This window comes from Streptomyces sp. NPDC001890, assembly GCF_042891445.1.
In the GTDB taxonomy this organism is placed as follows: domain Bacteria; phylum Actinomycetota; class Actinomycetes; order Streptomycetales; family Streptomycetaceae; genus Streptomyces.
The window spans coordinates 246,698-272,125 of the sequence record NZ_JBIATE010000002.1; the positions used below are offsets into that span (position 1 = coordinate 246,698).

The 25,428-nt window shown below is 71.6% G+C and carries 19 protein-coding genes; 12 read left to right on the forward strand and 7 right to left on the reverse strand.

The window, feature by feature from the left end:
* Window positions 1-23: 23 nt before the first annotated feature.
* Entirely contained in the window at window positions 24-1,115 is a 1,092-nt protein-coding gene (locus tag ACFYY1_RS07290; RefSeq protein ID WP_388582002.1) for a substrate-binding domain-containing protein, read from the reverse strand.
* 237 nt (window positions 1,116-1,352) lie between these two features.
* Between ACFYY1_RS07290 and ACFYY1_RS07295 the strand changes: the two genes are divergently transcribed.
* Window positions 1,353-2,882: a right-handed parallel beta-helix repeat-containing protein gene (locus ACFYY1_RS07295; protein ID WP_388582003.1), complete on the forward strand. Its 1,530-nt coding sequence runs from the start codon at window positions 1,353-1,355 to the stop codon at window positions 2,880-2,882.
* A gap of 8 nt (window positions 2,883-2,890) precedes the next feature.
* Here the strand turns inward: ACFYY1_RS07295 and ACFYY1_RS07300 are convergent, their stop codons facing one another.
* On the reverse strand, window positions 2,891-3,664 hold the full coding sequence (locus ACFYY1_RS07300; RefSeq protein ID WP_388582006.1) for an SDR family NAD(P)-dependent oxidoreductase: 774 nt from the start codon (window positions 3,662-3,664) through the stop codon (window positions 2,891-2,893).
* A 35-nt stretch (window positions 3,665-3,699) separates the two neighbouring features.
* The gene (locus ACFYY1_RS07305; RefSeq protein WP_388583431.1) at window positions 3,700-4,374 is read right to left on the reverse strand and encodes an MOSC domain-containing protein; all 675 of its coding nucleotides are present in this window, start codon (window positions 4,372-4,374) and stop codon (window positions 3,700-3,702) included.
* A gap of 108 nt (window positions 4,375-4,482) precedes the next feature.
* Here ACFYY1_RS07305 and ACFYY1_RS07310 point away from each other — a divergent pair, with 108 nt between their 5' ends.
* A complete protein-coding gene (locus tag ACFYY1_RS07310) occupies window positions 4,483-5,373 on the forward strand; it encodes a LysR family transcriptional regulator (RefSeq protein WP_388582008.1) in 891 nt (296 codons plus the stop codon).
* 240 nt (window positions 5,374-5,613) lie between these two features.
* Here ACFYY1_RS07310 and ACFYY1_RS07315 read toward each other — a convergent pair whose 3' ends face one another.
* Entirely contained in the window at window positions 5,614-5,940 is a 327-nt protein-coding gene (locus ACFYY1_RS07315) for a WhiB family transcriptional regulator (RefSeq protein WP_388582011.1), read from the reverse strand.
* Between the two features lie 412 nt (window positions 5,941-6,352).
* On the opposite strand from ACFYY1_RS07315, the gene ACFYY1_RS07320 reads away from it, so the two are divergent.
* The 5 genes from ACFYY1_RS07320 (at window position 6,353) to ACFYY1_RS07340 (ending at window position 11,452) form a co-directional block, all read left to right on the forward strand.
* A complete protein-coding gene (locus ACFYY1_RS07320) occupies window positions 6,353-6,964 on the forward strand; it encodes a response regulator transcription factor (RefSeq protein WP_003948568.1) in 612 nt (203 codons plus the stop codon).
* A 297-nt stretch (window positions 6,965-7,261) separates the two neighbouring features.
* Window positions 7,262-7,837, forward strand: a complete 576-nt coding sequence (locus tag ACFYY1_RS07325) for a sigma-70 family RNA polymerase sigma factor (protein WP_351255630.1) — start codon at window positions 7,262-7,264, stop codon at window positions 7,835-7,837.
* A 139-nt stretch (window positions 7,838-7,976) separates the two neighbouring features.
* Window positions 7,977-9,482: an IMP dehydrogenase gene (guaB, locus tag ACFYY1_RS07330; RefSeq protein ID WP_266730311.1), complete on the forward strand. Its 1,506-nt coding sequence runs from the start codon at window positions 7,977-7,979 to the stop codon at window positions 9,480-9,482.
* A gap of 104 nt (window positions 9,483-9,586) precedes the next feature.
* Entirely contained in the window at window positions 9,587-10,711 is a 1,125-nt protein-coding gene (locus ACFYY1_RS07335) for a GuaB3 family IMP dehydrogenase-related protein (protein WP_072486665.1), read from the forward strand.
* A gap of 195 nt (window positions 10,712-10,906) precedes the next feature.
* On the forward strand, window positions 10,907-11,452 hold the full coding sequence (locus tag ACFYY1_RS07340; RefSeq protein ID WP_388582015.1) for a hypothetical protein: 546 nt from the start codon (window positions 10,907-10,909) through the stop codon (window positions 11,450-11,452).
* An 82-nt stretch (window positions 11,453-11,534) separates the two neighbouring features.
* Here the strand turns inward: ACFYY1_RS07340 and ACFYY1_RS07345 are convergent, their stop codons facing one another.
* Window positions 11,535-12,101, reverse strand: a complete 567-nt coding sequence (locus ACFYY1_RS07345; RefSeq protein WP_388582018.1) for a hypothetical protein — start codon at window positions 12,099-12,101, stop codon at window positions 11,535-11,537.
* 104 nt (window positions 12,102-12,205) lie between these two features.
* The gene (locus ACFYY1_RS07350) at window positions 12,206-13,468 is read right to left on the reverse strand and encodes a nucleotide sugar dehydrogenase (RefSeq protein ID WP_388582020.1); all 1,263 of its coding nucleotides are present in this window, start codon (window positions 13,466-13,468) and stop codon (window positions 12,206-12,208) included.
* A 258-nt stretch (window positions 13,469-13,726) separates the two neighbouring features.
* Between ACFYY1_RS07350 and ACFYY1_RS07355 the strand changes: the two genes are divergently transcribed.
* Window positions 13,727-15,433: a glycerol-3-phosphate dehydrogenase/oxidase gene (locus ACFYY1_RS07355; RefSeq protein ID WP_388582023.1), complete on the forward strand. Its 1,707-nt coding sequence runs from the start codon at window positions 13,727-13,729 to the stop codon at window positions 15,431-15,433.
* Between the two features lie 78 nt (window positions 15,434-15,511).
* Here the strand turns inward: ACFYY1_RS07355 and ACFYY1_RS07360 are convergent, their stop codons facing one another.
* On the reverse strand, window positions 15,512-16,600 hold the full coding sequence (locus ACFYY1_RS07360) for a serine hydrolase domain-containing protein (RefSeq protein WP_388582026.1): 1,089 nt from the start codon (window positions 16,598-16,600) through the stop codon (window positions 15,512-15,514).
* Window positions 16,601-16,720: 120 nt separating this feature from the next.
* Here ACFYY1_RS07360 and ACFYY1_RS07365 point away from each other — a divergent pair, with 120 nt between their 5' ends.
* The 4 genes from ACFYY1_RS07365 (at window position 16,721) to ACFYY1_RS07380 (ending at window position 25,404) form a co-directional block, all read left to right on the forward strand.
* A complete protein-coding gene (locus ACFYY1_RS07365; RefSeq protein ID WP_388582028.1) occupies window positions 16,721-18,733 on the forward strand; it encodes a protein kinase in 2,013 nt (670 codons plus the stop codon).
* Between the two features lie 251 nt (window positions 18,734-18,984).
* A complete protein-coding gene (locus tag ACFYY1_RS07370; RefSeq protein ID WP_388582031.1) occupies window positions 18,985-21,834 on the forward strand; it encodes a protein kinase in 2,850 nt (949 codons plus the stop codon).
* Between the two features lie 130 nt (window positions 21,835-21,964).
* On the forward strand, window positions 21,965-23,635 hold the full coding sequence (locus tag ACFYY1_RS07375; RefSeq protein ID WP_388582034.1) for a serine/threonine-protein kinase: 1,671 nt from the start codon (window positions 21,965-21,967) through the stop codon (window positions 23,633-23,635).
* Window positions 23,636-23,775: 140 nt separating this feature from the next.
* Window positions 23,776-25,404, forward strand: coding sequence for a succinic semialdehyde dehydrogenase (locus tag ACFYY1_RS07380; protein ID WP_388582037.1), 1,629 nt, complete (start codon window positions 23,776-23,778; stop codon window positions 25,402-25,404).
* Window positions 25,405-25,428: the final 24 nt, after the last annotated feature.

The window sequence follows — 25,428 nt, forward strand, 5'->3', positions numbered from 1 at the left end:
CGCTCCGCAGGCCCGCTCCGCGCCTACGGCAGGCGCGCCCCGCACGAGTCCCTGACCCTCAGCTGCGGCAGCAGCGTCAGATGCCGCCGCGGGGCGCCCGCGCTCTGGCCCAGCCGCTCCACCAGCAGCTCCGTCGCATGGCGGCCCACCTCGCGCTTGGGCGGCGCCACCGCCGTGAGCGGGGTGTCCGCGAGGGCCGCCACCTCGTCGTCGTAGGCGATCAGCGCCAGGTCCTGCGGTACCCGCACGCCCAGCTCGGCCAGGCGCTGCACCACCTGGATCGCGTCCACGTCGTTGTGGATCAGCGCCGCCGTCGCCACCCCCGACAGGACCGCCTCGCGCAGCGCCCGCACCGCCTCCTCGAAGGCGTCCGGGGCGAGTTCGGCCGGTACGGAATCGATCACGTCCTGCGGTGCGCGCAGCCCGAGCACGGCCAGTGCCTCCGCGTACCCGGACCGCACCGCGACCGCGGTCGGGGAGTCCGCGCGGGCCATCAGCAGCGGCGCCCCGTGCCCGAGTTCCACCAGGTGGCGAACGGCCAGCAGCACGCCGTGCGCGTGGTCCGAGCAGACCCGGTCCAGGCCGTCCAGCGGGGAGCCCGCGGTGGGCCTGCGCTCCAGCAGGACGGTCGGCACGGGCAGCGAGGCGATCCAGTCGCCGAACGCGGCGGGGTCGCCCGGGTCCTGCCAGCCGGGCGCGACCAGCAGCCCTTCGGCGCCCGCGGAGAGCAGGCCCTCGGTGCGGGCGTGGTCCTCCTGCGGCCGGTAGTCGGAGATCCGCAGGACGAGCCGGGCCCCGGCTCTGGCGGCGGCCTCGTGGGCCCCGCGGATGACCTCGGCGAAGTAGTAGGTCGACGAGGGCGCGAGCATGCCGAGGACCAGCCCGCTGCCCGTGGCGCCGGGGCCGGCGGCGGCACCCGGGGCGGCGTCCTGCGGCCAGGACACCGATCCGTGGACCCGGTCGAGCAGACCGCGGCCGGCCAGCTCCTCCACGTCACGGCGCGCCGTGACGGGCGAGACCCCCAGCAGCGAGGCCAGGTCCGAGACCCGGGCCGAACCCCGTTCCCGTACCAGCCCGAGCAGGCGGTCATGACGTTCAGCAGCACTCTCGCGCACGGCAGCAGTCCCCTCGCAGTGTGTGGCCCGGCCTCGGTCCGGCCGGTCCCGGGCCGTTGTCCGACCCTAGACCAACGTGATCGAACGATGGGAGTTTCGATCATTCAAACGCGATCCATTGACGTTCGATCAATCCGAGTCCAGGATTCCCGGCGATGCGGACGCGTCCCTTCCCCTCCGGCCGTCCGCCCCACCCCGACCGTCCGTCCCGACCCTGACTGTTCGTACGGAGGAATTGTGAGACATCGCGTCACCGCCGCGGCGCTCGCGGCCCTGACCGCCGCGGGCGGCCTGACCGTCGCGAGCCAGACCGCCGCACAGGCCGCGCCCACCGGCCGTACCTTCCACGTCGACTGCGCCGCGGACCCGGCCGGTGCCACCGGCAGCAAGGAACACCCCTGGACCTCGCTCGCCGAGGCCAACGCGCACCCCTACGGCCCCGGCGACCGGCTCCTGTTCAAGCGCGGCGCCACCTGCACCGGCACCCTCGCCCCCACCGGCTCCGGCTCCGCCCGCGCCCCGTTCACCATCGCCGACTACGGCGGCGGCCCGGCCCGCGCCAGGCTCGACGGTGCGGGCGCCCACGACGTGGTCCTGCTCGCCGACACGCAGTACGTGCACCTCAAGGCGCTGGAGATCACCAACGCCGCCAACCCGGGCAGCGAGCGCAACGGCGTCCGCCTCCGCCTCACCGACTACGGCGTCGCCCGCGGCTTCGACATCTCCGGCCTCTACATCCACGATGTGCGCGGCGGCGACTACAAGACGGTCTCCGGCTCCAGCGCGATCCACATCGCCGTCGAGGGCAAGGCGAAGGCCAGCTGGTACGACGGTCTGGACATCTCGCACAACCGCATCGAGGACGTCGACCGCGAGGGCATCTACTTCAAGTCGACCTTCTCCAAGCGCGATCTGGTCGGCCAGCAGCAGGACCCGAACGTGTATCCGGGGGAGTGGACGCCCAGCACCGGCGTCCGCATCCACCACAACACGCTCAAGTCCCTGGCCGGCGACGGGATGAAGCTCGACACCACCAGCGGCGCCCGCGTCGACCACAACCGGGTCGACGGCTTCCAGCTCCGCTCGCCCTCCGCCAACGCGGGCATCTGGACCTTCAACACCGATGACACGACCGTCGAGTACAACGAGGTCTCCGGCGGCGGCAACACTCACGACGGCATGTCCTTCGACGCCGACGGCGCCTCCCGGAACACCGTCTTCCAGTACAACTACAGCCACGACAACAAGGGTGGCTTCCTGCTGATCTGCCCGTACAGCGGCGCCAAGACCATCGGCACGGTCGCCCGCTACAACGTCAGCCGCGACGACGGCGCCCGGCTCGTCCAGAACTGCTGGGGCCCGATCCTGGGCACCGAGATCTACAACAACACCTTCCACAACAAGGAGCAGATCCCCGGCCACCTCGTCCAGGACGACGCCGGCAGCCCCGCCACCACCCAGCACGAACTGTCCATCCGGAACAACGTCTTCGTGAGCGAGGGCACCGGCGGCTACGCCTTCAAGAACCCGACCCCCGGGCTCTCCTTCGACCACAACGCCTTCTACGGCATCGACATGACCCGGCCGAACCCCGGCGGCATCACGGCCGACCCGAAGCTGCGGGACGACTTCCGGCTCGGCGCCGGCTCGCCCGCCCTCGCCGCCGGAGCCGTCATCGAGAACAACGGCGGCAAGGACTACTTCGGCAACGAACTGGAGCCCGGCGCCCCCAACATCGGCGCCTACGCGGGCCCCGGGGTGGGGTAACCCGCAGCTCACCGAGGACCGTACTTGCGGCCTGTCTTGGAGGTCATCCCTCCGAGCAGGCCGCGCGGCGTCACCTTCACGACCCCCATCAGCGCCTTGTACCGGGGATCGGGGACCGAGACCGACTTGCCGCGCGCCAGGTCCGCCAGGGCCGTCGCCACCAGCTTGTCCGCGTCGAGCCACATCCAGCCCGGGATGTTGCCGGTCCCCATCCCGGCCCGCTGGTGGAACTCCGTCCGTACGAACCCGGGACACAGCGCCATCAGCCGGACTCCCGTACCGGCCATGTCCTTCGCCGCGCCCTGGGTGAACTGCACGACCCACGCCTTGGACGCGCCGTACGTGCCGCGCGGCACGAACGCGGCCACCGAGGCCACGTTGACCACGCCGCCCCGGCCGCGCTCCCGCATCCCGGCCGCCGCCGCCGAGGTCAGCCGCAGCACCGCCTCGCAGTGCACCTTCAGCATCTTCAGCTCATCGGCCATGGGCACGTCCAGATACTGGCCCTTGTTGCCGAACCCGGCATTGTTGACCAGCAGGTCGACCGGATGGCGACGGTCCGTCAACCGGTCCTCGACCGAGGCGATCCCGTCGTCCTCGGAGAGATCGGCCCTCAGCACCTCGGCCTCGATGCCGTGCCGGTCGTGCAGCTCCGTCGCCTGCTCGCGCAGCCGCTCGGTGTCGCGCGCCACCAGCACCAGGTTGTGCCCGTCCGCCGCGAGCCGCCGCGCGAAGGCGGCACCGATCCCCGCGGTCGCGCCCGTAATCAGTGCAGTCGTCATACGCGGCACGTTAGTGCCTGTCCGGCACGCGGCGATCAGCTGTCCGCCGCCGGCCTTCCGGCGTACTTCAGAGCGGCGCGCAGCGCCTCGGGATGCAGTGCGTCCCCGGCGGCGAGCAGCTCCGGCAGCAGGTCCCTCCGCGTGGTGGTGGCCAGGAACTCCATCCGTACGGTGACGTCGTGGTCCGGGCGGTACACGATCTCGACCGGATCCCCGGCCCGGATCTCGCCCGGCTCGATCACCCGCAGATAGGCACCGGGAGCCGCCGCCCGAGTGAACCGCTTGACCCAGCGCTCTTCGCCGACATGACCGGCGAACGTACGGCACGGAATCCGGCCCGATGTCACCTCCAGCACCAGGCCCGCGCCGATCCGCCAGCGCTCGCCGATCCTCGCGCCGCTCACATCGACCCCGCCGGTCGTCAGGTTCTCGCCGAACGCGCCGTTGGCCAGCGGGCGCCCGAGCTCCCGCTCCCACACGTCGAGCTCCTCGCGGGCGAAGGCGTACACCGCCTGGTCGGAGCCGCCGTGATGGCGCAGATCGCACACCGAGTCCCCGGCCAGACCACTGCCGCCGGTGCCCTTGGGCCCGGGATCGGCGACCCGGACCGGCCCGTCGGCCGGCCGCTTGTCGATGCCGGTGACGCCACTGGGGGCGTCGGTGTAGGAGACGGCCCTCGGGCGCCCCGTGTTCACGGTCAGCAGCCGCATCGGCCCGGACGGTTCCATGGACTTCATACCGAGAACGCTAACCACTCCACCCTCAAAGATGTGCGGCAATTATTCGCAACCGATCCAAGAGTCGCTTATGGTTGAAGGGTGATCGAAGCCCGTCATCTCCGTGTCCTGCGCGCCGTGGCCGCCACCGGCTCGTTCTCCGCCGCCGCCCGCGAGCTGGGCTGCACCCAGCCCGCGGTCAGCCAGCAGATGAAGGCCCTGGAGGCCTCGGCGGGCACCACCCTGCTGATCCGTACCGGACGCGAGATGCGGCTCACCCAGGCCGGTGAGGCCCTCGTCCGGCACGCCTCGGGCATCCTCGCCGGTCTCACCGCCGCCGAGGAGGAGGTCGCCGCCATCGCCGGGCTGCGGGCCGGCCGGGTCCGGCTCGTCTCGTTCCCCAGCGGCAGCTCCACCCTGGTCCCCGGCGCCCTCGCCGCACTGCGCGCCGCCCACCCCGGCACCCGGGTCTCGCTGGTGGAGGCCGAGCCGCCGCGCTCGGTCGAGATGCTGCGCGAGGGCGACTGCGACATCGCGCTGGCGTTCCGCTACGGAGCCTCCGGCGCCGAATGGGACGACCTGGTGGTGCGCCCGCTGCTCACCGACCGGCTGATCGGCCTGGTCCCCGAGGGGCACCGGCTGTCGCATTCCGCCGCGGTGGGGATCGCCGAGCTCGCCGAGGAGTCCTGGATCGCGGGCTGCCCGCGCTGCCGCCGCCAGCTCGTGGAGGTCTGCGAGGCGTCGGGATTCACTCCCCGGATCGACTTCGCCACCGACGACTACCCGGCGGTGGTCGGCCTGGTCGGCGCCGGACTCGGGGTCGCCGTGCTGCCGGAGCTGGCGATCGAGTCCGTACGCCCCAAGGGCGCGCGCACCGTCACGGTGGAGCCGGCCATCGAGCGCGAGATCGTCGCGCTGACCCTGCCCGACCTGGCCCAGGTCCCGGCGGTGGCCGCCACCCTGGACCGGCTGTCCCTGGCGGCCGCCCGCTGAGGGGCCTGCCTGTGCCCCGGCCGCCGGTCGGTGGCCGGGTGTTCGGCCCCTCGGGCCTGTCCGGCGGACCAGGGTCGGAAGGGCCCCGCCGCGGAAACGTTTCTTTTGTTCTTGTGCCGGCCTGCGTTCCTGTACAGGCCTGCGCTGCCGTGCCGGCCTGCGTTCTCGCGTCGGCCTGCGTTCTCGTGCGGGCCGGTGCTCCCGTGCGGGCCTGGTGTTCCTGTGTCGGGCCCGGCGGGATCAGCCGTGCCCCGGGGCGCCCGACGGCGCCGCGGCCGCGATCAGCCGGCTGCGGGCCCGTCCCATGAGTTCCTCGCGTTCGTCCTCCGTCAGTCCGCCCCACACTCCGTAGGGCTCTCGCACGGCCAGGGCATGCGCGGCGCACTCGGCGCGTACCGGGCATCGCATGCAGACCTCTTTCGCCGAGTTCTCGCGGGCGCTCCGTGCCGCACCGCGCTCGCCCTCCGGGTGGAAGAACAGTGAGCTGTCCACCCCGCGGCAGGCCGCCAGCAGCTGCCAGTCCCAGAGATCGGCGTTGGGTCCGGGAAGGCGGGAGAAATCTGCCATTGCTTGTCCCCTCGAAACCTTGCTGAGTCGGAAACGTCGTTGTCGTCCGTCATCGACCGTGCCCACGACCGTACATCTGCTGTGTAAGTAGATGTAAATATGACTGATTGCGAATCTATCCACAGACACCAGCAAAAGGGAAGATAACCCGCTAAATGGGGCATACCTTCATGTGAAGTTTCGGTTGACGATCGGATGATCCGCGTCGTTCTCCTCCGTGTGCGGCCCCTCACGTAGAGTGCCGAACTCGGTTTCTGGACCCGTAACTCTTTCGAGTGACCGTCGTTGAGAAGGCGGAGGCGGTTGACGGAAAAAGCGATCGGGCAGGCGTCCGAGAGTGTCAACCGCACAGGTGACGACTTGTAACAGCCTGGAGGCTCAAGGTGACGCGCATCGGCTTCGGAGGACGGTCATGACATCCGTCCTCGTCTGCGACGACTCCCCGCTTGCCCGAGAAGCGCTTCGTCGCGCGGTCGCGACCGTGCCCGGCGTGGAGCGGGTGACGACGGCGGCCAACGGCGAGGAAGTCCTCCGCCGCTGGGGCGCCGACCGTTCGGATCTGATTCTGATGGACGTACGCATGCCCGGTCTCGGAGGTGTGGAGACGGTCCGGCGGCTGCTCTCCGCCGACCCCGGAGCCAGGATCATCATGCTGACCGTCGCCGAGGACCTGGACGGTGTCGCGCTCGCGGTCGCCGCCGGTGCCCGCGGCTATCTGCACAAGGACGCCTCCCGCGCGGAGCTGCGCGCCACCGTCACCCAGGCGCTGGCCGATCCGACGTGGCGGCTCGCCCCGCGTCGGCTGCGGTCGGCCGAGATGGGTGCGGCGCCGACGCTCACCGCGCGTGAGATCCAGGTGCTCGAAGGCATGAGCCACGGCCGTTCGAACGCCGAGATCGGCCGTGAGCTGTTCCTCTCCGAGGACACGGTGAAGACGCACGCCAGGCGCCTGTTCAAGAAGCTCGGCGCCTCGGACCGGGCACACGCCGTGGCGCTCGGCTTCCGCTGGGGTCTGGTCCGCTGAGGTCCGGCCGTGGCCGGCAGTCGATCGATTCCCCGCCCGTGCAGCGGCGGGCGGGGCGACGTGACCGACATGCGCGCGACGGGTTCCGCCCCACCGGTGGAGCCCGTCGCGCCGACGCTATGTGACGCTTCCCGGCCGATGCCGCATCCTTGAGATGTGGAGTTCCTGGGGAACGATTCGGTCGAGCGGAAGGGGAGGGCGCAGGACATGACTTCCGGCGCACCCGCTCATAACGCTTCGGTGCACAACTACGGACGCGGCGGCACGGATGACGCGGCTCCGGGGCACCATGGTCCGATGCGCGACGACGAGACGACGGCGATCGGTGCCCTGGTGCACCGTGCCGTCGAGGGCGACGCGCAGGCCACCCATGATCTGCTGGCCCATGTCCACCCCCTCGCGCTGCGCTACTGCAGGTCGCGGCTGAACCGGCTGCCCGGTGATGCTCGCCACTTCGTGGAGGACCTGGCGCAGGAGGTCTGTGTCGCGGTGCTGATGGCGCTGCCGCGCTACAAGGACACCGGCAGGCCCTTCGAGGCCTTCGTGTTCGCCATCGCGGGCCACAAGGTCGCCGACCTCCAGCGCGCCGCCATGCGGCACCCGGGGTCGACGGCCGTGCCGTCCGACGAGATGCCCGAGCGGCCGGACGACTCGCTCGGGCCCGAGGAGCGTGCCCTGCTCAGCAGCGATGCCGCCTGGGCGAAGAAGCTCCTGGCCAACCTCCCGGAGAACCAGCGCGAACTGCTGGTCCTGCGGGTCGCCGTCGGGCTCACCGCCGAGGAGACCGGGCAGATGCTGGGCATGTCGCCGGGCGCGGTCCGGGTCGCCCAGCACCGGGCCCTGAGCAGGCTGCGGGCGCTCGCGGAGCAGTGAGCGGACGCGGTCGGTGCCGTACGGGAGGATCCGTACGAAGCTACAGAACCTTTAGGTGATCTTGCTCGTGGAATGAGACACCCCCGAAGGCCGTTAGCATGGACATCCGCACCGATCAAGGCCATTTGGGGAAGGTGTCATGACTGCAAACGTCGACGGAGTGCCCGAGAAATTCGCGACGCTCGGGCTGACATACGACGACGTGCTGCTGCTGCCCGGCGCATCCGAGGTGCTGCCGAACGCGGTCGACACCTCGTCCCGTATCTCCCGCAATGTACGCGTGAACATCCCGCTGCTCTCCGCAGCGATGGACAAGGTCACCGAGTCCCGCATGGCCATCGCCATGGCACGGCAGGGCGGCGTCGGTGTCCTGCACCGCAACCTGTCGATCGAGGACCAGGTCAACCAGGTCGACCTCGTGAAGCGCTCCGAGTCCGGCATGGTGACCGACCCGATCACCGTGCACCCGGACGCGACGCTGGCCGAGGCCGACGCGCTGTGTGCCAAGTTCCGCATCAGCGGCGTCCCGGTGACCGACCCGGCGGGCAAGCTGCTCGGCATCGTCACCAACCGCGACATGGCGTTCGAGTCCGACCGCAGCCGCCAGGTGCGCGAGGTCATGACGCCGATGCCGCTGGTGACCGGCAAGGTCGGCATCTCCGGCGTCGACGCCATGGAGCTGCTGCGCCGCCACAAGATCGAGAAGCTTCCGCTGGTCGACGACGCGGGTGTCCTCAAGGGCCTCATCACGGTCAAGGACTTCGTGAAGGCCGAGCAGTACCCGAACGCGGCGAAGGACGCCGAGGGCCGGCTCCTCGTCGGCGCGGCGGTCGGCGCGAGCCCCGAGGCCCTGGAGCGCGCCCAGGCGCTGGCCGGGGCGGGCGTGGACTTCCTCATCGTCGACACCTCGCACGGCCACAACAGCAACGCGCTGAACTGGATGGCGAAGATCAAGTCCAGCGTCGGCGTCGACGTCATCGGCGGCAACGTCGCGACGCGTGACGGCGCGCAGGCCCTGATCGACGCCGGCGTCGACGGCGTGAAGGTCGGCGTGGGCCCCGGCTCCATCTGCACCACCCGTGTGGTCGCCGGTATCGGCGTCCCGCAGGTCACCGCGATCTACGAGGCCGCTCTCGCCGCCCGTGCGGCCGGCGTCCCGGTCATCGGGGACGGCGGCCTGCAGTACTCCGGCGACATCGGCAAGGCGCTCGCCGCCGGTGCCGACACGGTGATGCTGGGCAGCCTCCTCGCGGGCTGCGAGGAGTCTCCCGGCGAGCTCCTCTTCATCAACGGCAAGCAGTTCAAGTCGTACCGCGGCATGGGTTCCCTCGGGGCGATGCAGTCCCGCGGCCAGGGCCGCTCGTACTCCAAGGACCGCTACTTCCAGGCCGACGTGGCCTCGGACGACAAGCTCGTCCCCGAGGGCATCGAGGGCCAGGTGCCCTACCGCGGCCCGCTGGCCAATGTGCTGCACCAGCTCGTCGGCGGCCTCCGCCAGACGATGGGCTACGTGGGCGCCGCCTCCATCGACGAGATGGAGACCAAGGGCCGCTTCGTCCGCATCACGTCCGCGGGGCTCAAGGAGAGCCACCCGCACGACATCCAGATGACGGTCGAGGCGCCGAACTACAGCCGCAACAAGTAGCCGCCGACAGTGCCAGGGGCGGCCCCGGGACTCCCGGGGCCGCCCCTGGCGCGTATGTCGGGGATACTGGAAGGCGCTGAAACGCAGAGGGAAAGGCCACACACGTGACTGAGATCGAGATCGGGCGCGGCAAGCGCGGCCGCCGGGCGTACGCATTCGACGACATCGCCGTCGTTCCGAGCCGCCGTACCCGCGACCCGAAGGAGGTCTCGATCGCCTGGCAGATCGACGCCTACCGTTTCGAGCTGCCGTTCCTGGCCGCTCCCATGGACTCCGTGGTCTCCCCGCAGACCGCGATCCGCATCGGTGAGCTCGGCGGCCTCGGCGTCCTCAACCTTGAGGGCCTGTGGACGCGGCACGCCGACCCGCAGCCGCTGCTCGACGAGATCGCCGAGATGCCTGTCGAGTCGGCGACCCGCCGGCTCCAGGAGATCTACTCCGCGCCGATCCAGGAGGAGCTGATCGGGCAGCGCATCAAGGAGGTGCGCGACTCCGGTGTCGTCACCGCCGCCGCGCTCTCCCCGCAGCGCACCGCGCAGTTCTCCAAGGCCGTCGTCGACGCGGGCGTGGACATCTTCGTCATCCGCGGTACGACGGTCTCCGCCGAGCACGTCTCGGGTGCCGCTGAGCCGCTCAACCTCAAGCAGTTCATCTACGAGCTGGACGTCCCGGTGATCGTCGGCGGCTGCGCCACGTACACCGCCGCCCTGCACCTGATGCGTACCGGTGCGGCCGGTGTTCTCGTCGGCTTCGGCGGCGGCGCCGCGCACACCACGCGCAACGTCTTCGGCATCCAGGTCCCGATGGCGACCGCGGTCGCCGATGTGGCCGGCGCCCGCCGTGACTACATGGACGAGTCCGGCGGCCGGTACGTGCACGTGATCGCGGACGGCGGCGTCGGCTGGTCCGGCGACCTGCCGAAGGCCATCGCCTGCGGTGCGGACGCCGTGATGATGGGCTCCCCGCTGGCCCGTGCGACGGACGCGCCGGGCCGCGGCCGGCACTGGGGCATGGAGGCCGTCCACGAGGACGTGCCGCGCGGCAAGCTGGTGGACCTGGGCTCGGTCGGCACCACCGAGGAGGTCCTGACCGGTCCTTCGCACACCCCCGACGGTTCGATGAACATCTTCGGCGCGCTGCGCCGGGCGATGGCGACGACGGGGTACAGCGACCTCAAGGAGTTCCAGCGCGTCGAGGTCACGGTGGCGGACTCGCAGCACCGCCGCTGACGCTGTGTCGTAGCGGGCTGTGTCGTTTCAGGACGTGGTTGGGGCCCCACCGGGCCGGTGGGGCCCCAACCACGTGCGTGCCTTGGGAGGTGGTTCCCCGCTCGCCAGTGTTGTGACGGAGCTCAGATCTCGCTCAATTCTGGTGGGAGAGTCGTGTGCGGAGCCGCGAGCGGGACTAGCGTCGGGGGCGCTGCTGTGACCGGCAGCCTCGACGAGGGGAAAGCTTTGCGATTCACGAATTCGGCTGTCGCCCGAGGGATAGGCGCTGCAACTACCGTTCTTGCTATCGTCCTTGCGACGATGGGCATGGCTGGTGAAGCCCAGGCCGTCAGCAAGCGGGTTTGCCTGAGCAGGGGTGGGCACTTCGTCTACTGCAAGCTCAAGAACGTCAAGTACGAGGGTGTGGTCCAGGGGAAGGCGGCCATCGCCATGGTTCAGGGGCGGGGGCCCATGACGCTCACACTGACTTCCATCGAGACCGTGAGCAACACCAAAAGCTCGACGGTCACGGTGACTGCGGGGGCCGTCTCGGGTGCAGTCGGGTTCGACGTCACGAAGTCCCGCACGAAGAGCATGTCGGGCAGCTGGGACGTTCCGAAGGGCAAGTTCGGGACGCTGAAGGCATACCCGCTCTACAAGTCGTACTCCTTCAAGATCTACAGCAAGCTCGACGGCAGCTACGTGGGTAAGGGCACGGCACGCAAGGCGATTGGGTATCGCTACAAGCACTCTGCGAAGTAATTGCGCCGTCGACGGAAGGTGCAGACGGAGGTGGGCCCGGACCGCAGCGGCGGTCCGGGCCCACCCGTATGTGTCCGCGCGACTAGCCGGCAGCCTTCTTGGCGCCGGAGAACGCGGCGACCGCCGCGATGGCGAAGAAGAGGTACGAGATGAAGTCCGAGTCGGCCTTCCACAACTCGTTCAGCGCGCCGAAGTGCTCGAAGAACAGCTCGGAGACGGTGACCGGGAGCTCCTTGGCCGCGATCATCGCCTCGCCGAGCAGCTGGCCGAAGTAGACGGCGACCAGCGAGAGCAGGGCGCTGACGACCGGCAGCGCGGGGTTGCGGCCGCCGACCTTGCCCGACGCGAAGCCGACGACGAAGCCGACACCCACGGCCGCGTAGCCGATCTCGTGCTTGGTGGCGCCGATGATGGCGCCGTAGATGGCGGCGGCGACGATGGCCGCGACGACGGCGGCGGCCAGACCGAGGCCGATGTTGTTGCGTGCCGGGGCCGGCGGGGTGAACGGTGCGCCGCCGAACGGGGCGCCCGGCTGCTGGCCCGCGAACGGGTTGCCGCCGGGCTGGGCGCCGGGCTGCTGGCCCGCGAACGGGTTGCCGCCGGGCTGGGCGTCGTGCGGCTGGTTCGGAGGCGGCACGGGCTGGCTCATGGTGATATCCCCCCTGGGACGGAAGCGCACGACTGTGCGAGAAGTGACGCCGCAGGCTAGCAGCAGCCTGTGACATCTCCTACCGAAATCCTGGGGAGAGATGTTTAAAGCCGGTGTGCGGCCCCCGCCGGGGTCGCGCCGCGGGTGTCCAGGAGGAGCTGGGCCTTCACGGCGAGGCCCTGGAGGTCGTACGTCCGGTGGTGCTGGAGCAGCACCGTGAGGTCGGCGCTGGACGCCGCCTCGTACAGCGAGTCGGCGCGCGGGACCGGGAGCTCGCGTACCCGCCAGTCCAGGACGTGCGGGTCGTGGTAGCCGATCTGGGCGCCCATGTCCATCAGCCGGGTCGCGATCTCCCGGGCGGGGGAGCCCTCCTGATCGGCGAGGTCGGGCTTGTAGGTGACCCCGAGCAGCAGCACCCGGGCGCCGCGGACGGACTTGCCGTGTTCGTTCAGCAGGGTGGCGCAGCGCTGGATCACGTACTGCGGCATCCGGCCGTTGATCTCCTGGGCGAGCGAGACCATCCGCAGGGGGTGGCCGGGGGTGCGGCTGTTGTACGGGAGGTAGCCCGGGTCGACGGGTGCGCCGTGGCCGCCGACGCCGGGGCCGGGGCGGAAGGGCTGGAAGCCGAAGGGCTTGGTCTCGGCGCAGCGGATGACGTCCCACAGGTCGACGCCGAGGTCGTGGCAGAGCACCGCCATCTCGTTGACCAGGGCGATGTTGACGTGCCGGAAATTGGTCTCCAGAACCTTGGTCATCTCGGCCTCGCGCGGGCCGCGCGCCCGGACGACCTTGTCGGTGAGCCGGCCGTAGAAGGCGGCGGCGGATTCGGTGCAGGCGGGGGTGAGGCCGCCGATGACCTTGGGGGTGTTGGCGTAGACGTGGGTCCGGTTGCCGGGGTCGAGGCGGCTGGGGGAGCAGGCCAGGTGGAAGTCGCGGCCGGCGCGCAGGCCCGAGCCCTCTTCGAGCAGCGGCAGCAGGTAGTTCTCGGTGGTGCCGGGCGGTACGGCCGATTCGAGCAGCACGGTGGTGTGCGGGCGCAGCCGGGCGGCGAGTGCGCGGGCGGCGTCGCCGACGGCGGTGAGGTCGATGGTGCGGTCGGCGCCGAGGGGGGCGGGCGCGCAGATCACCGCAGTACGGACCCGGCCCAGTTCGGCCGGGTTGGTGGTGGGCCGGAAGCCCCCCGAGAGCATCCGGCGGATCTCCGAGGCGGTGAGCGATCCCTCGACGGGGGTGCGGCCCGCGGAGAGCTCCGTGCAGGCGCGCGGGTCGGTGTCGTAGCCGACGGTCTGCACGCCCGCGGCCACGGCGGCCTGGGCGAGTGGCAGGCCGAGGTGGCCGAGTCCGATGACTGCGAGGTCTGCGGGCATGTGGATGGGCCGTCCTTCCCGTCGGACTATGGCCATGAGGGCAGAAAGCGCAACCGCTGTGGACAGCGCAATGTCACACTAGGCTTATATATGACCTGTATGTCGCATTGCGAGCTTCTGTCGTCCCGGTGTTGTCCACAGGCGGTGGCCGAAGTCGTGGACGCCGGACAGAATCGAGAGGTGGGCGCGGGCCGCCCCGGCCGCCGGGCCGGGTCGCGTCCCCGTGCCGGACCACCCCGATCTACCCGGGAGGCAGCGGTGAGGACAGCGACACTGGGACCCGCGGAGCGCGCCGAGGCGCTGGCCGCGATGGCCGAGCGCGAACTGGACGTGCTGGTCGTGGGAGCGGGCGTGGTCGGCGCCGGCACGGCGCTGGACGCGGCGACGAGAGGCCTCTCGACCGGGCTGGTCGAGGCCCGCGACTGGGCGTCGGGCACATCGAGCAGGTCGAGCAAGCTGATCCACGGCGGGCTGCGGTATCTGGAGATGCTCGACTTCGCGCTCGTCCGCGAGGCGCTGAAGGAGCGCGGGCTGCTCCTGGAGCGGCTGGCCCCGCACCTGGTGAAGCCGGTGCCGTTCCTCTACCCGTTGCAGCACAAGGGCTGGGAGCGGTTCTACGCCGGTTCCGGCGTGGCGCTCTACGACGCGATGTCGGTGTCGTCGGGCCATGGCCGCGGCCTGCCCGTGCACCGCCACCTCTCCCGCCGCCACGCCCTGCGCGTCGCCCCGGCGCTGCGGAAGGACGCCCTGGTCGGGGCGTTGCAGTACTACGACGCGCAGATGGACGACGCCCGCTATGTGGCGACCCTGGTGCGCACCGCCGCCGGTTACGGCGCGCATGTGGCCAACCGTGCGCGGGTGGTCGGCTTCCTCCGGGAGGGCGAGCGGGTCGTCGGCGCCCGGGTGGAGGACGTCGAGGCGGGCGGTGAGTACGAGGTCAGGGCCAAACAGGTGGTCAACGCGACCGGGGTCTGGACGGACGACACCCAGGCGCTGATCGGGGAGCGCGGACAGTTCCACGTCCGGGCGTCCAAGGGCATTCACCTGGTCGTCCCCAAGGACCGCATCCACTCCTCGACCGGCCTGATCCTGCGGACCGAGAAGTCCGTCCTCTTCGTGATCCCGTGGGGGCGGCACTGGATCATCGGGACCACGGACACCGACTGGGACCTGGACAAGGCGCACCCGGCGGCGTCCAGCGCCGACATCGACTACCTGCTCGAACACGTCAATTCGGTCCTGGCCACCCCCTTGAGCCGGGACGACGTCCAGGGCGTGTACGCCGGGCTGCGGCCGCTGCTGGCCGGCGAGTCCGACGCGACCAGCAAGCTCTCGCGCGAGCACACGGTGGCGCATCCGCTGCCGGGCCTCGTGGTGGTGGCGGGCGGCAAGTACACGACGTACCGGGTGATGGCCAAGGACGCCGTGGACGAGGCGGTGCACGGCCTGGACCAGCGGGTGGCGGCCTGCGTCACCGAGGAGATCCCGCTGCTGGGCGCGGAGGGATACCCGGCGATGTGGAACGCCAGGGCGAGGATCGCGGCCCGGTCCGGACTCCATGTCGCCCGGGTGGAGCACCTGCTCAACCGGTACGGTTCGGCGACCGAGCAGATCCTTGAACTGATCCTGGCCGATCCGGTGCTGGGGGAGCCGCTGCCCTCGGCCGACGACTACCTGAAGGCCGAGATCGTCTATGCCGCCTCGCACGAGGGGGCCCGCCATCTCGACGACGTACTGACCCGCCGGACCCGGATCTCCATAGAGACCTTCGACCGGGGCACGCGCAGCGCCCGGCTCTGCGCGGAACTGATGGCGCCGGTGCTGGGCTGGGACGAGGGGCAGATCGACCGGGAGGTCGAGCACTACGACAAGCGGGTGCAGGCGGAGCGGGAGTCGCAGCGCCAGCCGGACGACCTCACGGCGGACGCGGCGCGGCTCGGGGCACCGGACATCGTGCCGATCTAGGAGCTCGGGGACTCTCCGACCGGTCGCGGAACCCTGTTCAGGGGATCCGGGGACCCCCGACCGGTCGCGGAACTCCGTTCAGGGGCTCCGGGGATTCTCCGGCCGGTCGCAGAACTCCGCTTCGAGCAGTGCGGGTTCGAGGGTCCGCGCGTGGGTCAGCGTGTCCGTGTCGATGCGGTACGTCAGGGTGTGGCGTCCGTCGCGCGTCGAGGCGGTGCGGACGTAACTGCCCGCTATGTGGCCGTTGTGCCCCCAGACGGTGGTGCCGCAGGAGAGCTTCTGCGGATAGATGCCCAGTCCGTAGACGCCATGTGTGGCCCGGGTGTTCAGCAGGAGCGCCAGCTGGGCGGGCGGGAGGAGACGGCCGCCCAGCAGGGCCGCGTAGAAGCGGTTCAGATCGTCGAGCGTGGAGATCAGCGCGCCGGCCGCGCCCGCCGTGCGGGGGTCCAGCGTGGTGACGTCGCGCAGACCGCCGGCGGCCGGATCGCGGGAGTAGGCCCGGCCGTGCGGGGAGGGCAGGGCGGTACGGGAGCCCGGGAGGGAGGTGCCCGTGAGGTGGAGGGGGGTGATGATGCGGTTGCGGATCTCGGTGGCGTAGCCGTGACCGGTGACCCGTTGAACGACGAGTCCGAGTACGGCGTAATTGGTGTTGGAGTAGGCGTAGCGGCCGGGAGCGCTCGTCGGACGGTGGGTCAGGGCGACGCGGACCGCCGCGACGGCCGTGAGGGGGTGGGCGGATGGATCGGCGGTGTAGTCGTAGAGGCCGCTGGTGTGGCTGAGCAGGGCTTGCAGGGTGATGCGGCGGCCGTCGTTGCCGTTGCCGCGCACCAGCCCCGGCAGCAGCCGCTCGACCGGGTCCGTCAACTGGAGCCGTCGTTCCCGGGCGAGTTGGAGCACGACCGTGGCGACGAAGGTCTTGGTGATGCTGCCCGCCCGGAACCGGTCCGCCCGCCGGATCCCGGGACCCGTCGAGCGATAGGTGTCGTACGGTGCGGTGGAGGCGCGGCGGGCCAGCAGCGCCGCCGTGGGGGCACCGCCCTCGGCGACGAGCCGGGGAAGATAGGCGGCCGCGGGGGTGAGGTGTGGTTCGCTGGGCAGGGGCACCGTTCCCAGGCCGAGCAGCGCCAGCAGCAACGGGGCGACGAGCAGTGCCCTGGGTATCGGCATGGCGGGGATTCCCTTCCTCGGGGCACATCATGGCGGGCCCGCGGACCCGGCACCATGACCGGTGCCGGGGTGAGGGACAATGAACGCTCTGCCAGGGCGGGTTGATCGCAGAGGGGACGCATGTCGGAGGCGGAGCAGGCACGGGAGCCCCAACGGGACAAGGACGGACGTCTCCTTGCGGGGCGCTACCGGCTCGGGGAGGTGCTCGGCCGGGGCGGTATGGGCACGGTCTGGCGTGCCGTCGACGAGACGCTGGGCCGCACGGTCGCGGTCAAGGAACTGCGGTTCCCCTCGGCCATCGACGAGGACGAGAAGCGTCGGCTCATCACGCGCACGCTGCGTGAGGCGAAGGCGATCGCCAGGATCCGCAACAACGGCGCGGTGACGGTCTACGACGTGGTCGACGAGGACGACCGGCCGTGGATCGTGATGGAGCTCATCGAGGGCAAGTCCCTCGCCGAAGCCGTGCGCGAGGACGGTGTCCTGACGCCGAAGCGCGCCGCCGAGGTCGGCCTCGCCATCCTCGACGTGCTGCGCTCGGCGCACCGCGAGGGCATCCTGCACCGCGACGTGAAGCCGTCCAACGTGCTGATCGCCGAGGATGGCCGGGTCGTGCTGACCGACTTCGGCATCGCCCAGGTCGAGGGCGACCCGTCGGTCACCTCCACGGGCATGCTCGTCGGCGCCCCCTCGTACATCTCGCCCGAGCGCGCCCGCGGCCACAAGCCGGGGCCGCCCGCAGACCTCTGGTCGCTCGGCGGACTGCTGTACGCCAGCGTCGAGGGCTCCCCGCCGTACGACAAGGGGTCGGCCATCGCCACCCTGACCGCGGTGATGACCGAGCCGCTCGACCCGCCGAAGAACGCCGGTCCGCTGGAGGAGGTCATCTACGGCCTGCTCGCCAAGGACCCCGAGCAGCGGCTCGACGACGCGGGTGCCCGTGCCCTGCTCAACGATGTGATCCACGCCCCCGAGAAGCCGGACCCGGTGGCGGTGCCGCCCGCCGACGCCACCCAGGTCATGGCGCTGCCCGGAAAGACCGACGAGCCCCGCGCCAAGGCGCCGAAGCCCGCGGAACAGGGCGAGGGCACGCGGGACCGGCTGCGGGGTGCCCTGCGCTCCGTACGGAACGCGAAGACGGCACCGGCCGCCGCGGCCGCGGCGGCGACCACCACACCGCCCCCGCCCTCGGCACCCCCGTCGGTCTCCCCCTCGTCCGCCGGCGCGGCCACCCCCGCCAAGCCCGCGACCACCCCGGCCTCGGCGACCACCCCGGCCTCCGCGGTCGTACCGCCGCCGCGCCCGGCCACGTCCCCGGCCGCCCCGCCCCGGGCGTCCATCACGGACGTGGTGCCGCGCCGGACCCTGGCGATCATCGCGGCCGTGATCGTACTCGCCGTGCTCGGCACGGTCCTCGCGCTCACGCTCGGCGGGGACGACAAGAACAACGCGGGCAACGAAGGCGGCAAGGACGACAAGTCCACCTCCGCCGGGCCCTCGGCGTCGACGGGCGGCTCCCCGGAGACCGACAGCGGCAGTGGCAGCGGCAAGGACCAGGGCAACGGCCAGGATCAGGACCAGAACGGCAATCAGGGCCAGGGCCAGGGACAGGGCGAGGACCAGGGAACGGGCAACGGCAAGGACGGCGGCAAGGGCGACAAGCCGGGCGACGCGCTGCCCGCCGGATTCCGGATGGTCACGAACAAGAAGTTCCACTTCCAGATGGCCATGCCCGAGGACTTCCGCTTCTACAAGACGGCGGGCCAGAACTCCGGCGGCATCTACAACGTCAGCGGCGGCTTCCCCCGTATCCAGGTCGACTACACCGACTCGCCCGGCGGTGACGCGGCTGCGGCCTGGAATGCCGCGAGGGCCGCAGTCGCGGCCAGCAGCAGCGGCTACCACCATCTCGGCATAAACAAGGTCCAGTACAACAACTACCCGACCGTCGCCGACTGGCAGTTCGAGCGCACCCAGAACGGCCAGCGGGTCCATGTGCTCAACCGGGGCTTCAAGGTCGACGGCAAGCACGGCTACGCGATCATGATCAGCTGCAAGGCCGACGAGTGGGACAGCAAGGAGTGCCGGACGCTGCGCAAGACCGCGTTCGACACGTTCAAGCCCATCGACTGAACAACCGGGCCTCGGGCGGCCATTCAGGCTCCGGGGGGAACAATCGGGCTTCGGCCCCACGGGCTGATCCGTGGGCGGAAGGGGCCGGGATGCGCCGACCCGGCCGCGTGTCCGGCACTTGCCACGTATCGTGAGAGCCTGAAGACCGTACGCAGCTGGAACGGTGGGTCAATTGCGCGGTGAGTGACCGCAATTGATGGATTGATTCCGGCTTTCGTGGCCGGGGGGACAGCGCGCTCTGGGGAGGCGTCGTGGACGACTACGCGGGTCGGGTACTTGCCGACCGCTACCGCCTTCCGCTGCCTCCGCACGACGAGTACGAAACGGTCGAGACCCGGGCGTTCGACACCTATAGCGGGCAGGAAGTCCTGGTCCGGCAGGTGCCGTTGCCCGAGGTGGTGGACGCCGAGGTGGTGGACGCCGAGGATTCGGCCCCGTGGGCCCGACGGTCGGCCGGGCGGGCCGTGCGCGTTCCCACCGACCCGGTGGTCCGGCGCGCCGTGGAGGCGGCGCAGGCGGCGGCCCAGGTGCCCGACCACCCCAGGCTCGATCAGGTCTTCGACGTGTTCGCCGAAGAGGGTTCGCTCTGGATCGTGAGCGAACTCGTCGCGGCTCGCCCGCTCGCCTCGCTCCTCGCGGAGCGACCGCTCAACCCCTTCCGGGCCGCCGAGATCGGCTCCGACGTGCTGGCCGCGCTGCGCGTGCTGCACGCCCACGGCTGGACCCACCGGAACATCACCGTCCGCACGGTGCTGATCTGTGACGACGGCCGGGTCGTGCTGACCGGCCTCGCGGCCGGGGCGGCGGAGGAGGCGCTCTGCGGGTACGTGACGACACCGCAGCCCGACGAGGCCGAGGACGAGGACGAGGGCCAGGGCGGTTACGGGGGCCGGGGCGGCTACGGGCACGAGGGCGGCTACGGCTACGAGGACGAGGACGGGTTCGCCCGCCCGGCGCTCGGTACGGGCTCCGCGGGCGCCTTCGCCCCGCCCCTGCCCGCCATGCCGCCCCTGCCCGCTTCTCCGGCCGAGGTGCCGGCCTCACGCGGCCCGGCGGCGATCGAGACGGGCCGGGGGGCCGACGCGACCCACGGCGATGACGACCCGTACGCGGACGACGACCCGTACGCGGACGACGACCCGTACGACGACGGCGACGACGGTCGCGACGCCCCGCACGGCGGTCCGGGAGACGCCGCACAGCTGCGGGCCGAGCGCGCCGGAGCGATCGCCGCCTACCGCGAGGGCGCCCGCGCCGCCGCACGCGTCAGCGAGGACCGGCGGCGCGCCGGCGCGGGCGACGCGGAGGACACCGGAAGCCTGCCGGTCCAGCGTCCCGCACGGCCGGAGGACGCGTACCTGCCGGACCCGGACGACGGCGGCTACGACGACGGCCACGAGACCGACGGCCACGAGACCGGCGGCCATGGCTACGACAACGACGGCCACGACGGCGGCGACGGCGAGGACGGCCGGCCGCCCGCACGGTGGCTGCATCTCACCGGTTCCTGGAGCGACGGCCCCGGTTCCGGCCGCCCCGTCCCCGCCGGAGGTTCCGGCGAGGACGCCCTGCGCGCCGACGCCCGGCGTCACGGTGACTCCCCGACGCTGCCCGCGCACCGCACGGGGCGGCAGCAGCAGCCGGGCCGCTGGGACGAGGCGCCCGCGAGCGACCGTACGGACTCCGTCTACCGGGGCCCCGCCACACCGCTCGCCGCCGAGCGCGCCCGGCAGACCCGGATCGCCGTGGTCGGCGCGGTCACCGAGCGCTGGGCGCCCGAGCAGGCCGGCCCCGTCCACGAGAACTGGCGGCTGGCACCGCCGATCGGGCCCGCCACCGACCTCTGGGCACTGGGCGCGTTGCTCTACCGCGCCGTCCAGGGCCACGCCCCCTACCCCGAGGAGAACGCGGCCGAGCTCGTCCAGATGGTGTGCGGGGAGCCGCCCGCCTTCGCCGAGGAGTGCGGTCCGCTGCGTCCCGTCGTCGAGTCCCTGCTGCGCCAGGACCCCACCGAACGGCCGGACTTCGAGGAGCTGAGCGGCTGGCTGCGCTCCCTGGTGCGGTCGGCGCCCGAGCCCGAGGCCGGTCTGGACGTCGTGCCCCTGCCGTCCGCCGACACGGCCCGGCTCCCCGTCGTACGCCGCCGGGGCGAGCTGGTCCGCAGGCGACGCGGCCGGAGCGCGGCCCACGGCCGTCACCGCCACACGAAGGACAAGCCCGGCCGACAGGACCATCAGGACCGGCACGACCGACAGGATCGGCACGACCGACAGGACCGACAGGATCGGCACGACCGGCAGGTCGGGCTGGACATTCTCAGGGCCGAGCGAGCCCCTCGGGCGCCGCGTGAGCCCAAGGGCCCCAAGGCGCTGCGCACCCCGCCCCGCCCCCACGAGGGCGGTGACCGGGCGCCGCGGCGGCTCGGGCGGCTGCTCCTGGTGCTGATCCTGCTGGCCCTCGCCGCCGCCATCGCGTACGCCGTGATGTTCATGCCCAAGTCGAATGAAGAACCGGGCGGCGGCGCCTCGGGCCCGTCCTCCTCGGCATCCGGTTCGCCGGAGCCCGGCGCGGGGGAGCCCGGAGGCCAGGAGTCGTCCGGGTCGCCCGGCACCCAGCAGCCGCAGACCAGCCGCTCCGCCGTCGCGCTCGCTCCCGGCTACACCCTGCGCAAGGACAAGGAGGGCTTCGAGGTCGGTGTGCTCAAGGGCTGGCAGCGCAGCCCCGCCAACGCGGATCGTCAGATCCGCTACGGCAGCGACGGCTTCAGCCTGCTCATCGTCCCGGGCCGCGACACCGTCAAGGCCAACGGCGACGACCCGCTGGCGTACCAGGCGGGCAAGGAACTGGAGTTGCAGCCCTTCCGCGACTCCAGCTGGTCGGGGTCGAGCGGGCTGCGCCGGATCGACGTCGGGCGACAGGCCATGGCGGAGGGCCAGTTCACCTGGCAGGACGCCTCGGGGCGCGAGGTGTACGCCCGCAACCTCGTGATGATCGTCGAGGGCCGCTACCACGTCATCCAGGTCATCGGCCCGGAGAACCGGCGCGACAAGGTGTCGGACATCTACGAACAGGCCATCGCCTCCTACCGGGTGACGCGCTGAACCCTCTCCGTACAACTCCCGGGCGGGGCGGGAGCGACAAGCATCACAGTGCGGTCTCGTGGGCGGTGCGAGGTTCCGTGGCCGTGCGTCCTCTCCGTAATCTGGCACCCGAGGAACGGGGCGGGGATACGTGGATCGATCACAGGGCACGGACGCGGGACTGTTGCTGGCCGGAAGGTACCGGCTGGGCGAGGTCCTCGGGCGCGGCGGCATGGGCAAGGTCTGGCGGGCCCACGACGAGGTGTTGCACCGCACGGTCGCGGTCAAGGAGCTGACCGCCGGCCAGTACGTTGCGGAGGCCGACCGGATCGTGCTGCACGCCCGCACGCAGAAGGAGGCCCGCGCGGCCGCCCGGATCACGCACCCGGGCGTGGTCACCGTGCACGACGTGATCGAGTACGACAACCGGCCCTGGATCGTCATGCAGTACGTCGACGGGCCGTCCCTCGCCGACGCCGCCAAGGAGTCCGGCGAGGTCGAGCCGCGCGAGGCCGCCCGGATCGGCCTCCATGTGCTGAGCGCCCTGCGCGCCGCGCACGGGGCGGGGGTCCTGCACCGTGACGTGAAGCCGGGCAACGTGCTCCTCGCCAAGGACGGGCAGGTGCTGCTCACCGACTTCGGGATCGCCGCCATCGAGGGCGACTCGACCATCACCCGGACCGGTGAACTGGTCGGCTCCATCGACTACCTGGCACCCGAACGGGTACGCGGCGCCGACCCGGGACCCGCCTCCGACCTGTGGTCGCTCGGCGCCACGCTCTACACCGCGGTCGAGGGCCGCTCGCCGTTCCGCCGTACGTCCCCGATCTCCACCATGCAGGCCGTCGTCGCCGACGAGCCCCCGCCGCCCGGCCGGGCGGGCCCGCTGGCCCCGGTGATCACCGCGCTGCTCCGCAAGGCGCCGGACGAGCGTCCGTCGGCCGCGGAGACGGAGCGGATGCTGCTGGAGGCCATGGAGGGCCGCAAGCCCGTGGCCGCGCAGGCGTTCGTACCGACGCAGAGCGTCCCCGACGAGGTCCTGCGCTCCCTGGGCCAGGACGGCCCGTCCGGCCCGCCCGCCCCCGGCACCACCCGGCTGCCCCACCCCACCACCGCCGCACCGGCCCCGACGGCCCGGCGCAGCCGCTGGCGCACCGTGGTCCTGGTCATCGCGGCAGCTGCGCTGGTCGGCGGCGGCGCGGGACTCGCCGCGATGAAGTTCGGCGACCGGACGGACGACAACGCCGGGCGCGGCGGCACGGGCCATCACGCGACCGCCGACCCGGGGAAGCCCGGCGCCGACACCGGTACGGACGCCAAGGCCCCGCCGTCGGACAATCCCGGCGTACGGGTGAAGGACGTGCCCGACGGCTGGAAGCGGGTGGAGGACCCCGAGGGCTTCAGCCTGACCGTGCCCGAGGGCTGGGAGCGCCGGGCGGACGGCAACCAGATCGACTACACCCCGGACAACGGCGTGCACTACATCCGGATCAGCATCGACCCGGCGCCCGACTTCGACAACCCGTACATGCACATGCTGAGCCTGGAGACGCAGCTCTCCACGCGGCTCCCCGGTTACGAGCGCAAGACCCTGCACTCCAACACCTACCGGGACCGTCCGGGTTCGCTCTGGGAGTTCACCTGGACCGAGACCAAGGACCACCCGGGCCCGCGCCATGCCATCGACCAGATGTACTTCGGCGAGGAGGGCGGTCCGGAGTACGCGCTGTACATGACGGGCCCGGCGGACGACTGGGACACGACCCGGGCACAGTTCGACACGATGCTGCGCGGCTGGCGTGCGCCGGGCACCTCGGGCTGAGGCCCCTCGGCCCCTTCTCTGACGGAAGGGGTCCTGATCAGGGGCTTTGTTGCCAGTGATCGCTGGCTTGTTTGTGGGGACTGTGAAAACCCGTTACCCACGGGTACCCAAAGTGTGCGGCTGGACGTACTCTCGCCCTCATGACGGACTCGCAGGCCTCCACATCCACCCCCGCAGCCCCGGTCGGCACCAACCCGGTGGCCGCCGCGCCCGCGGGCGTACGCACCGCCGCCGATGTGGTGACTCCCGAGGTGATCGCCCAGCTGACCCGGGGTGTGGCCGGCTCGGGCCGTACGGCCAACCACACGCCCTTCACCGGGAAGAAGCTGGCCGACCTGCCGGAGTCCACCCCCGAGGACGTGGCGGGCGCCTTCGAGCGGGCCCGTGCCGCCCAGCCCGCCTGGGCCGCGACGCCCGTCCGAGCCAGGGCCGCCGTACTGCTCCGCTTCCACGACCTGGTGCTCAGCCGCCAGGCCGAGGTGCTCGACCTCATCCAGCTGGAGACCGGCAAGGCCCGGCTGCACGCCCACGAGGAGGTGCAGGCCGTCGCCGTCGCGGCCCGCCACTACGGGCGCAAGGCCGGCTCGTACCTGAAGCCGAAGCGGCACACCGGAGTCGTACCGACCCTCACCAAGGTCACCGAGCTGCGCCAGCCGCGCGGCGTCATCGGGCAGATCGCGCCGTGGAACTACCCCTTCGAGCTGTCCGTCGGCGACGCGCTGCCCGCGTTCGTCTCCGGCAACGCCGTCGTGATGAAGCCCGACACGGAGACCGCGCTGACCGCGCTGTGGGCCCGTGACCTGCTGATCGAGGCCGGACTGCCCGCCGAGGTCTTCCAGGTCGTCCTCGGCGAGGGCCCCGTCGTCGGCCCCGAGGTCGTCAAGCACGCCGACTACGTCTCGTTCACCGGTTCCACCCGCACCGGCCGAGAGGTCGCGCAGGGCGCGGCGGCCCGGCTCGTCGGCGTCTCGCTGGAGCTCGGCGGCAAGAACGCCATGCTGGTCCTCAAGGACGCCGACGTGGAGAAGGCCGCCGCGGGCGCCGTCCGCGCCTGCTTCTCCTCCGCCGGCCAGCTCTGCATCTCCATCGAGCGGCTGTACGTCCACGAGTCGATCGCCGACGACTTCGTGGCCCGCTTCGCCGCCCGTACGAAGGCCATGCGGCTCGGCAACTCGCTCGCCTACGGCGCCGACATGGGGTCCCTGGTCGGCGAGCGCCAGCTGGAGACCGTCACCCGGCACGTCGCGGAGGCCGTCGAGAAGGGCGCGAAGCTCGTCGCGGGCGGCGTCGCCCGCCCCGACATCGGCCCGCTGTTCTACGAGCCGACCATCCTCGACGGCGTCGAGGCGCCGATGGCGGTGTGCAGCGAGGAGACCTTCGGCCCGGTCGTCTCCATCTACCGCTTCACCGACGAGGACGAGGTCGTGGACCTGGCCAACGCCACCCCCTACGGCCTCAACTCCAGCGTCTGGACCAAGGACTCCAGGCGCGGCCACCAGGTCGCCGCCCGGCTGCGCACCGGCACCGTCAACATCAACGAGGGGTACGCCCCCGCGTACGGCAGCGTGCAGTCCCCGATGGGCGGCATGAAGGACTCCGGCCTCGGCCGCCGGCACGGCTCCGAAGGCATCCTCAAGTACACCGAGGCACAGACCGTCGCCCAGCAGCGGCTGATCCCGCTCGCCCCGTCCTTCGGCATGGACGACGAGAAGTACGCGGCGTTCATGAGCGTCAGCCTCAAGGCGATGAAGGCGTTCCGCCTGCGCTGAACACCGGTGGTACCGCAGCACTTT

Bases quoted from the DNA above. Each gene is read 5' to 3' on its own strand.
- ACFYY1_RS07380 (WP_388582037.1), top strand. From the start codon at position 23,776: ATGACGGACTCGCAGGCCTCCACATCCACCCCCGCAGCCCCGGTCGGC.
- ACFYY1_RS07300 (WP_388582006.1), bottom strand. From the start codon at position 3,664: ATGACGACTGCACTGATTACGGGCGCGACCGCGGGGATCGGTGCCGCC.
- guaB (WP_266730311.1), top strand. From the start codon at position 7,977: ATGACTGCAAACGTCGACGGAGTGCCCGAGAAATTCGCGACGCTCGGG.
- ACFYY1_RS07325 (WP_351255630.1), top strand. From the start codon at position 7,262: ATGCGCGACGACGAGACGACGGCGATCGGTGCCCTGGTGCACCGTGCC.
- ACFYY1_RS07345 (WP_388582018.1), bottom strand. From the start codon at position 12,101: ATGAGCCAGCCCGTGCCGCCTCCGAACCAGCCGCACGACGCCCAGCCC.
- ACFYY1_RS07360 (WP_388582026.1), bottom strand. From the start codon at position 16,600: ATGCCGATACCCAGGGCACTGCTCGTCGCCCCGTTGCTGCTGGCGCTG.
- ACFYY1_RS07350 (WP_388582020.1), bottom strand. From the start codon at position 13,468: ATGCCCGCAGACCTCGCAGTCATCGGACTCGGCCACCTCGGCCTGCCA.
- ACFYY1_RS07365 (WP_388582028.1), top strand. From the start codon at position 16,721: ATGTCGGAGGCGGAGCAGGCACGGGAGCCCCAACGGGACAAGGACGGA.
- ACFYY1_RS07305 (WP_388583431.1), bottom strand. From the start codon at position 4,374: ATGCGGCTGCTGACCGTGAACACGGGGCGCCCGAGGGCCGTCTCCTAC.
- ACFYY1_RS07320 (WP_003948568.1), top strand. From the start codon at position 6,353: ATGACATCCGTCCTCGTCTGCGACGACTCCCCGCTTGCCCGAGAAGCG.
- ACFYY1_RS07315 (WP_388582011.1), bottom strand. From the start codon at position 5,940: ATGGCAGATTTCTCCCGCCTTCCCGGACCCAACGCCGATCTCTGGGAC.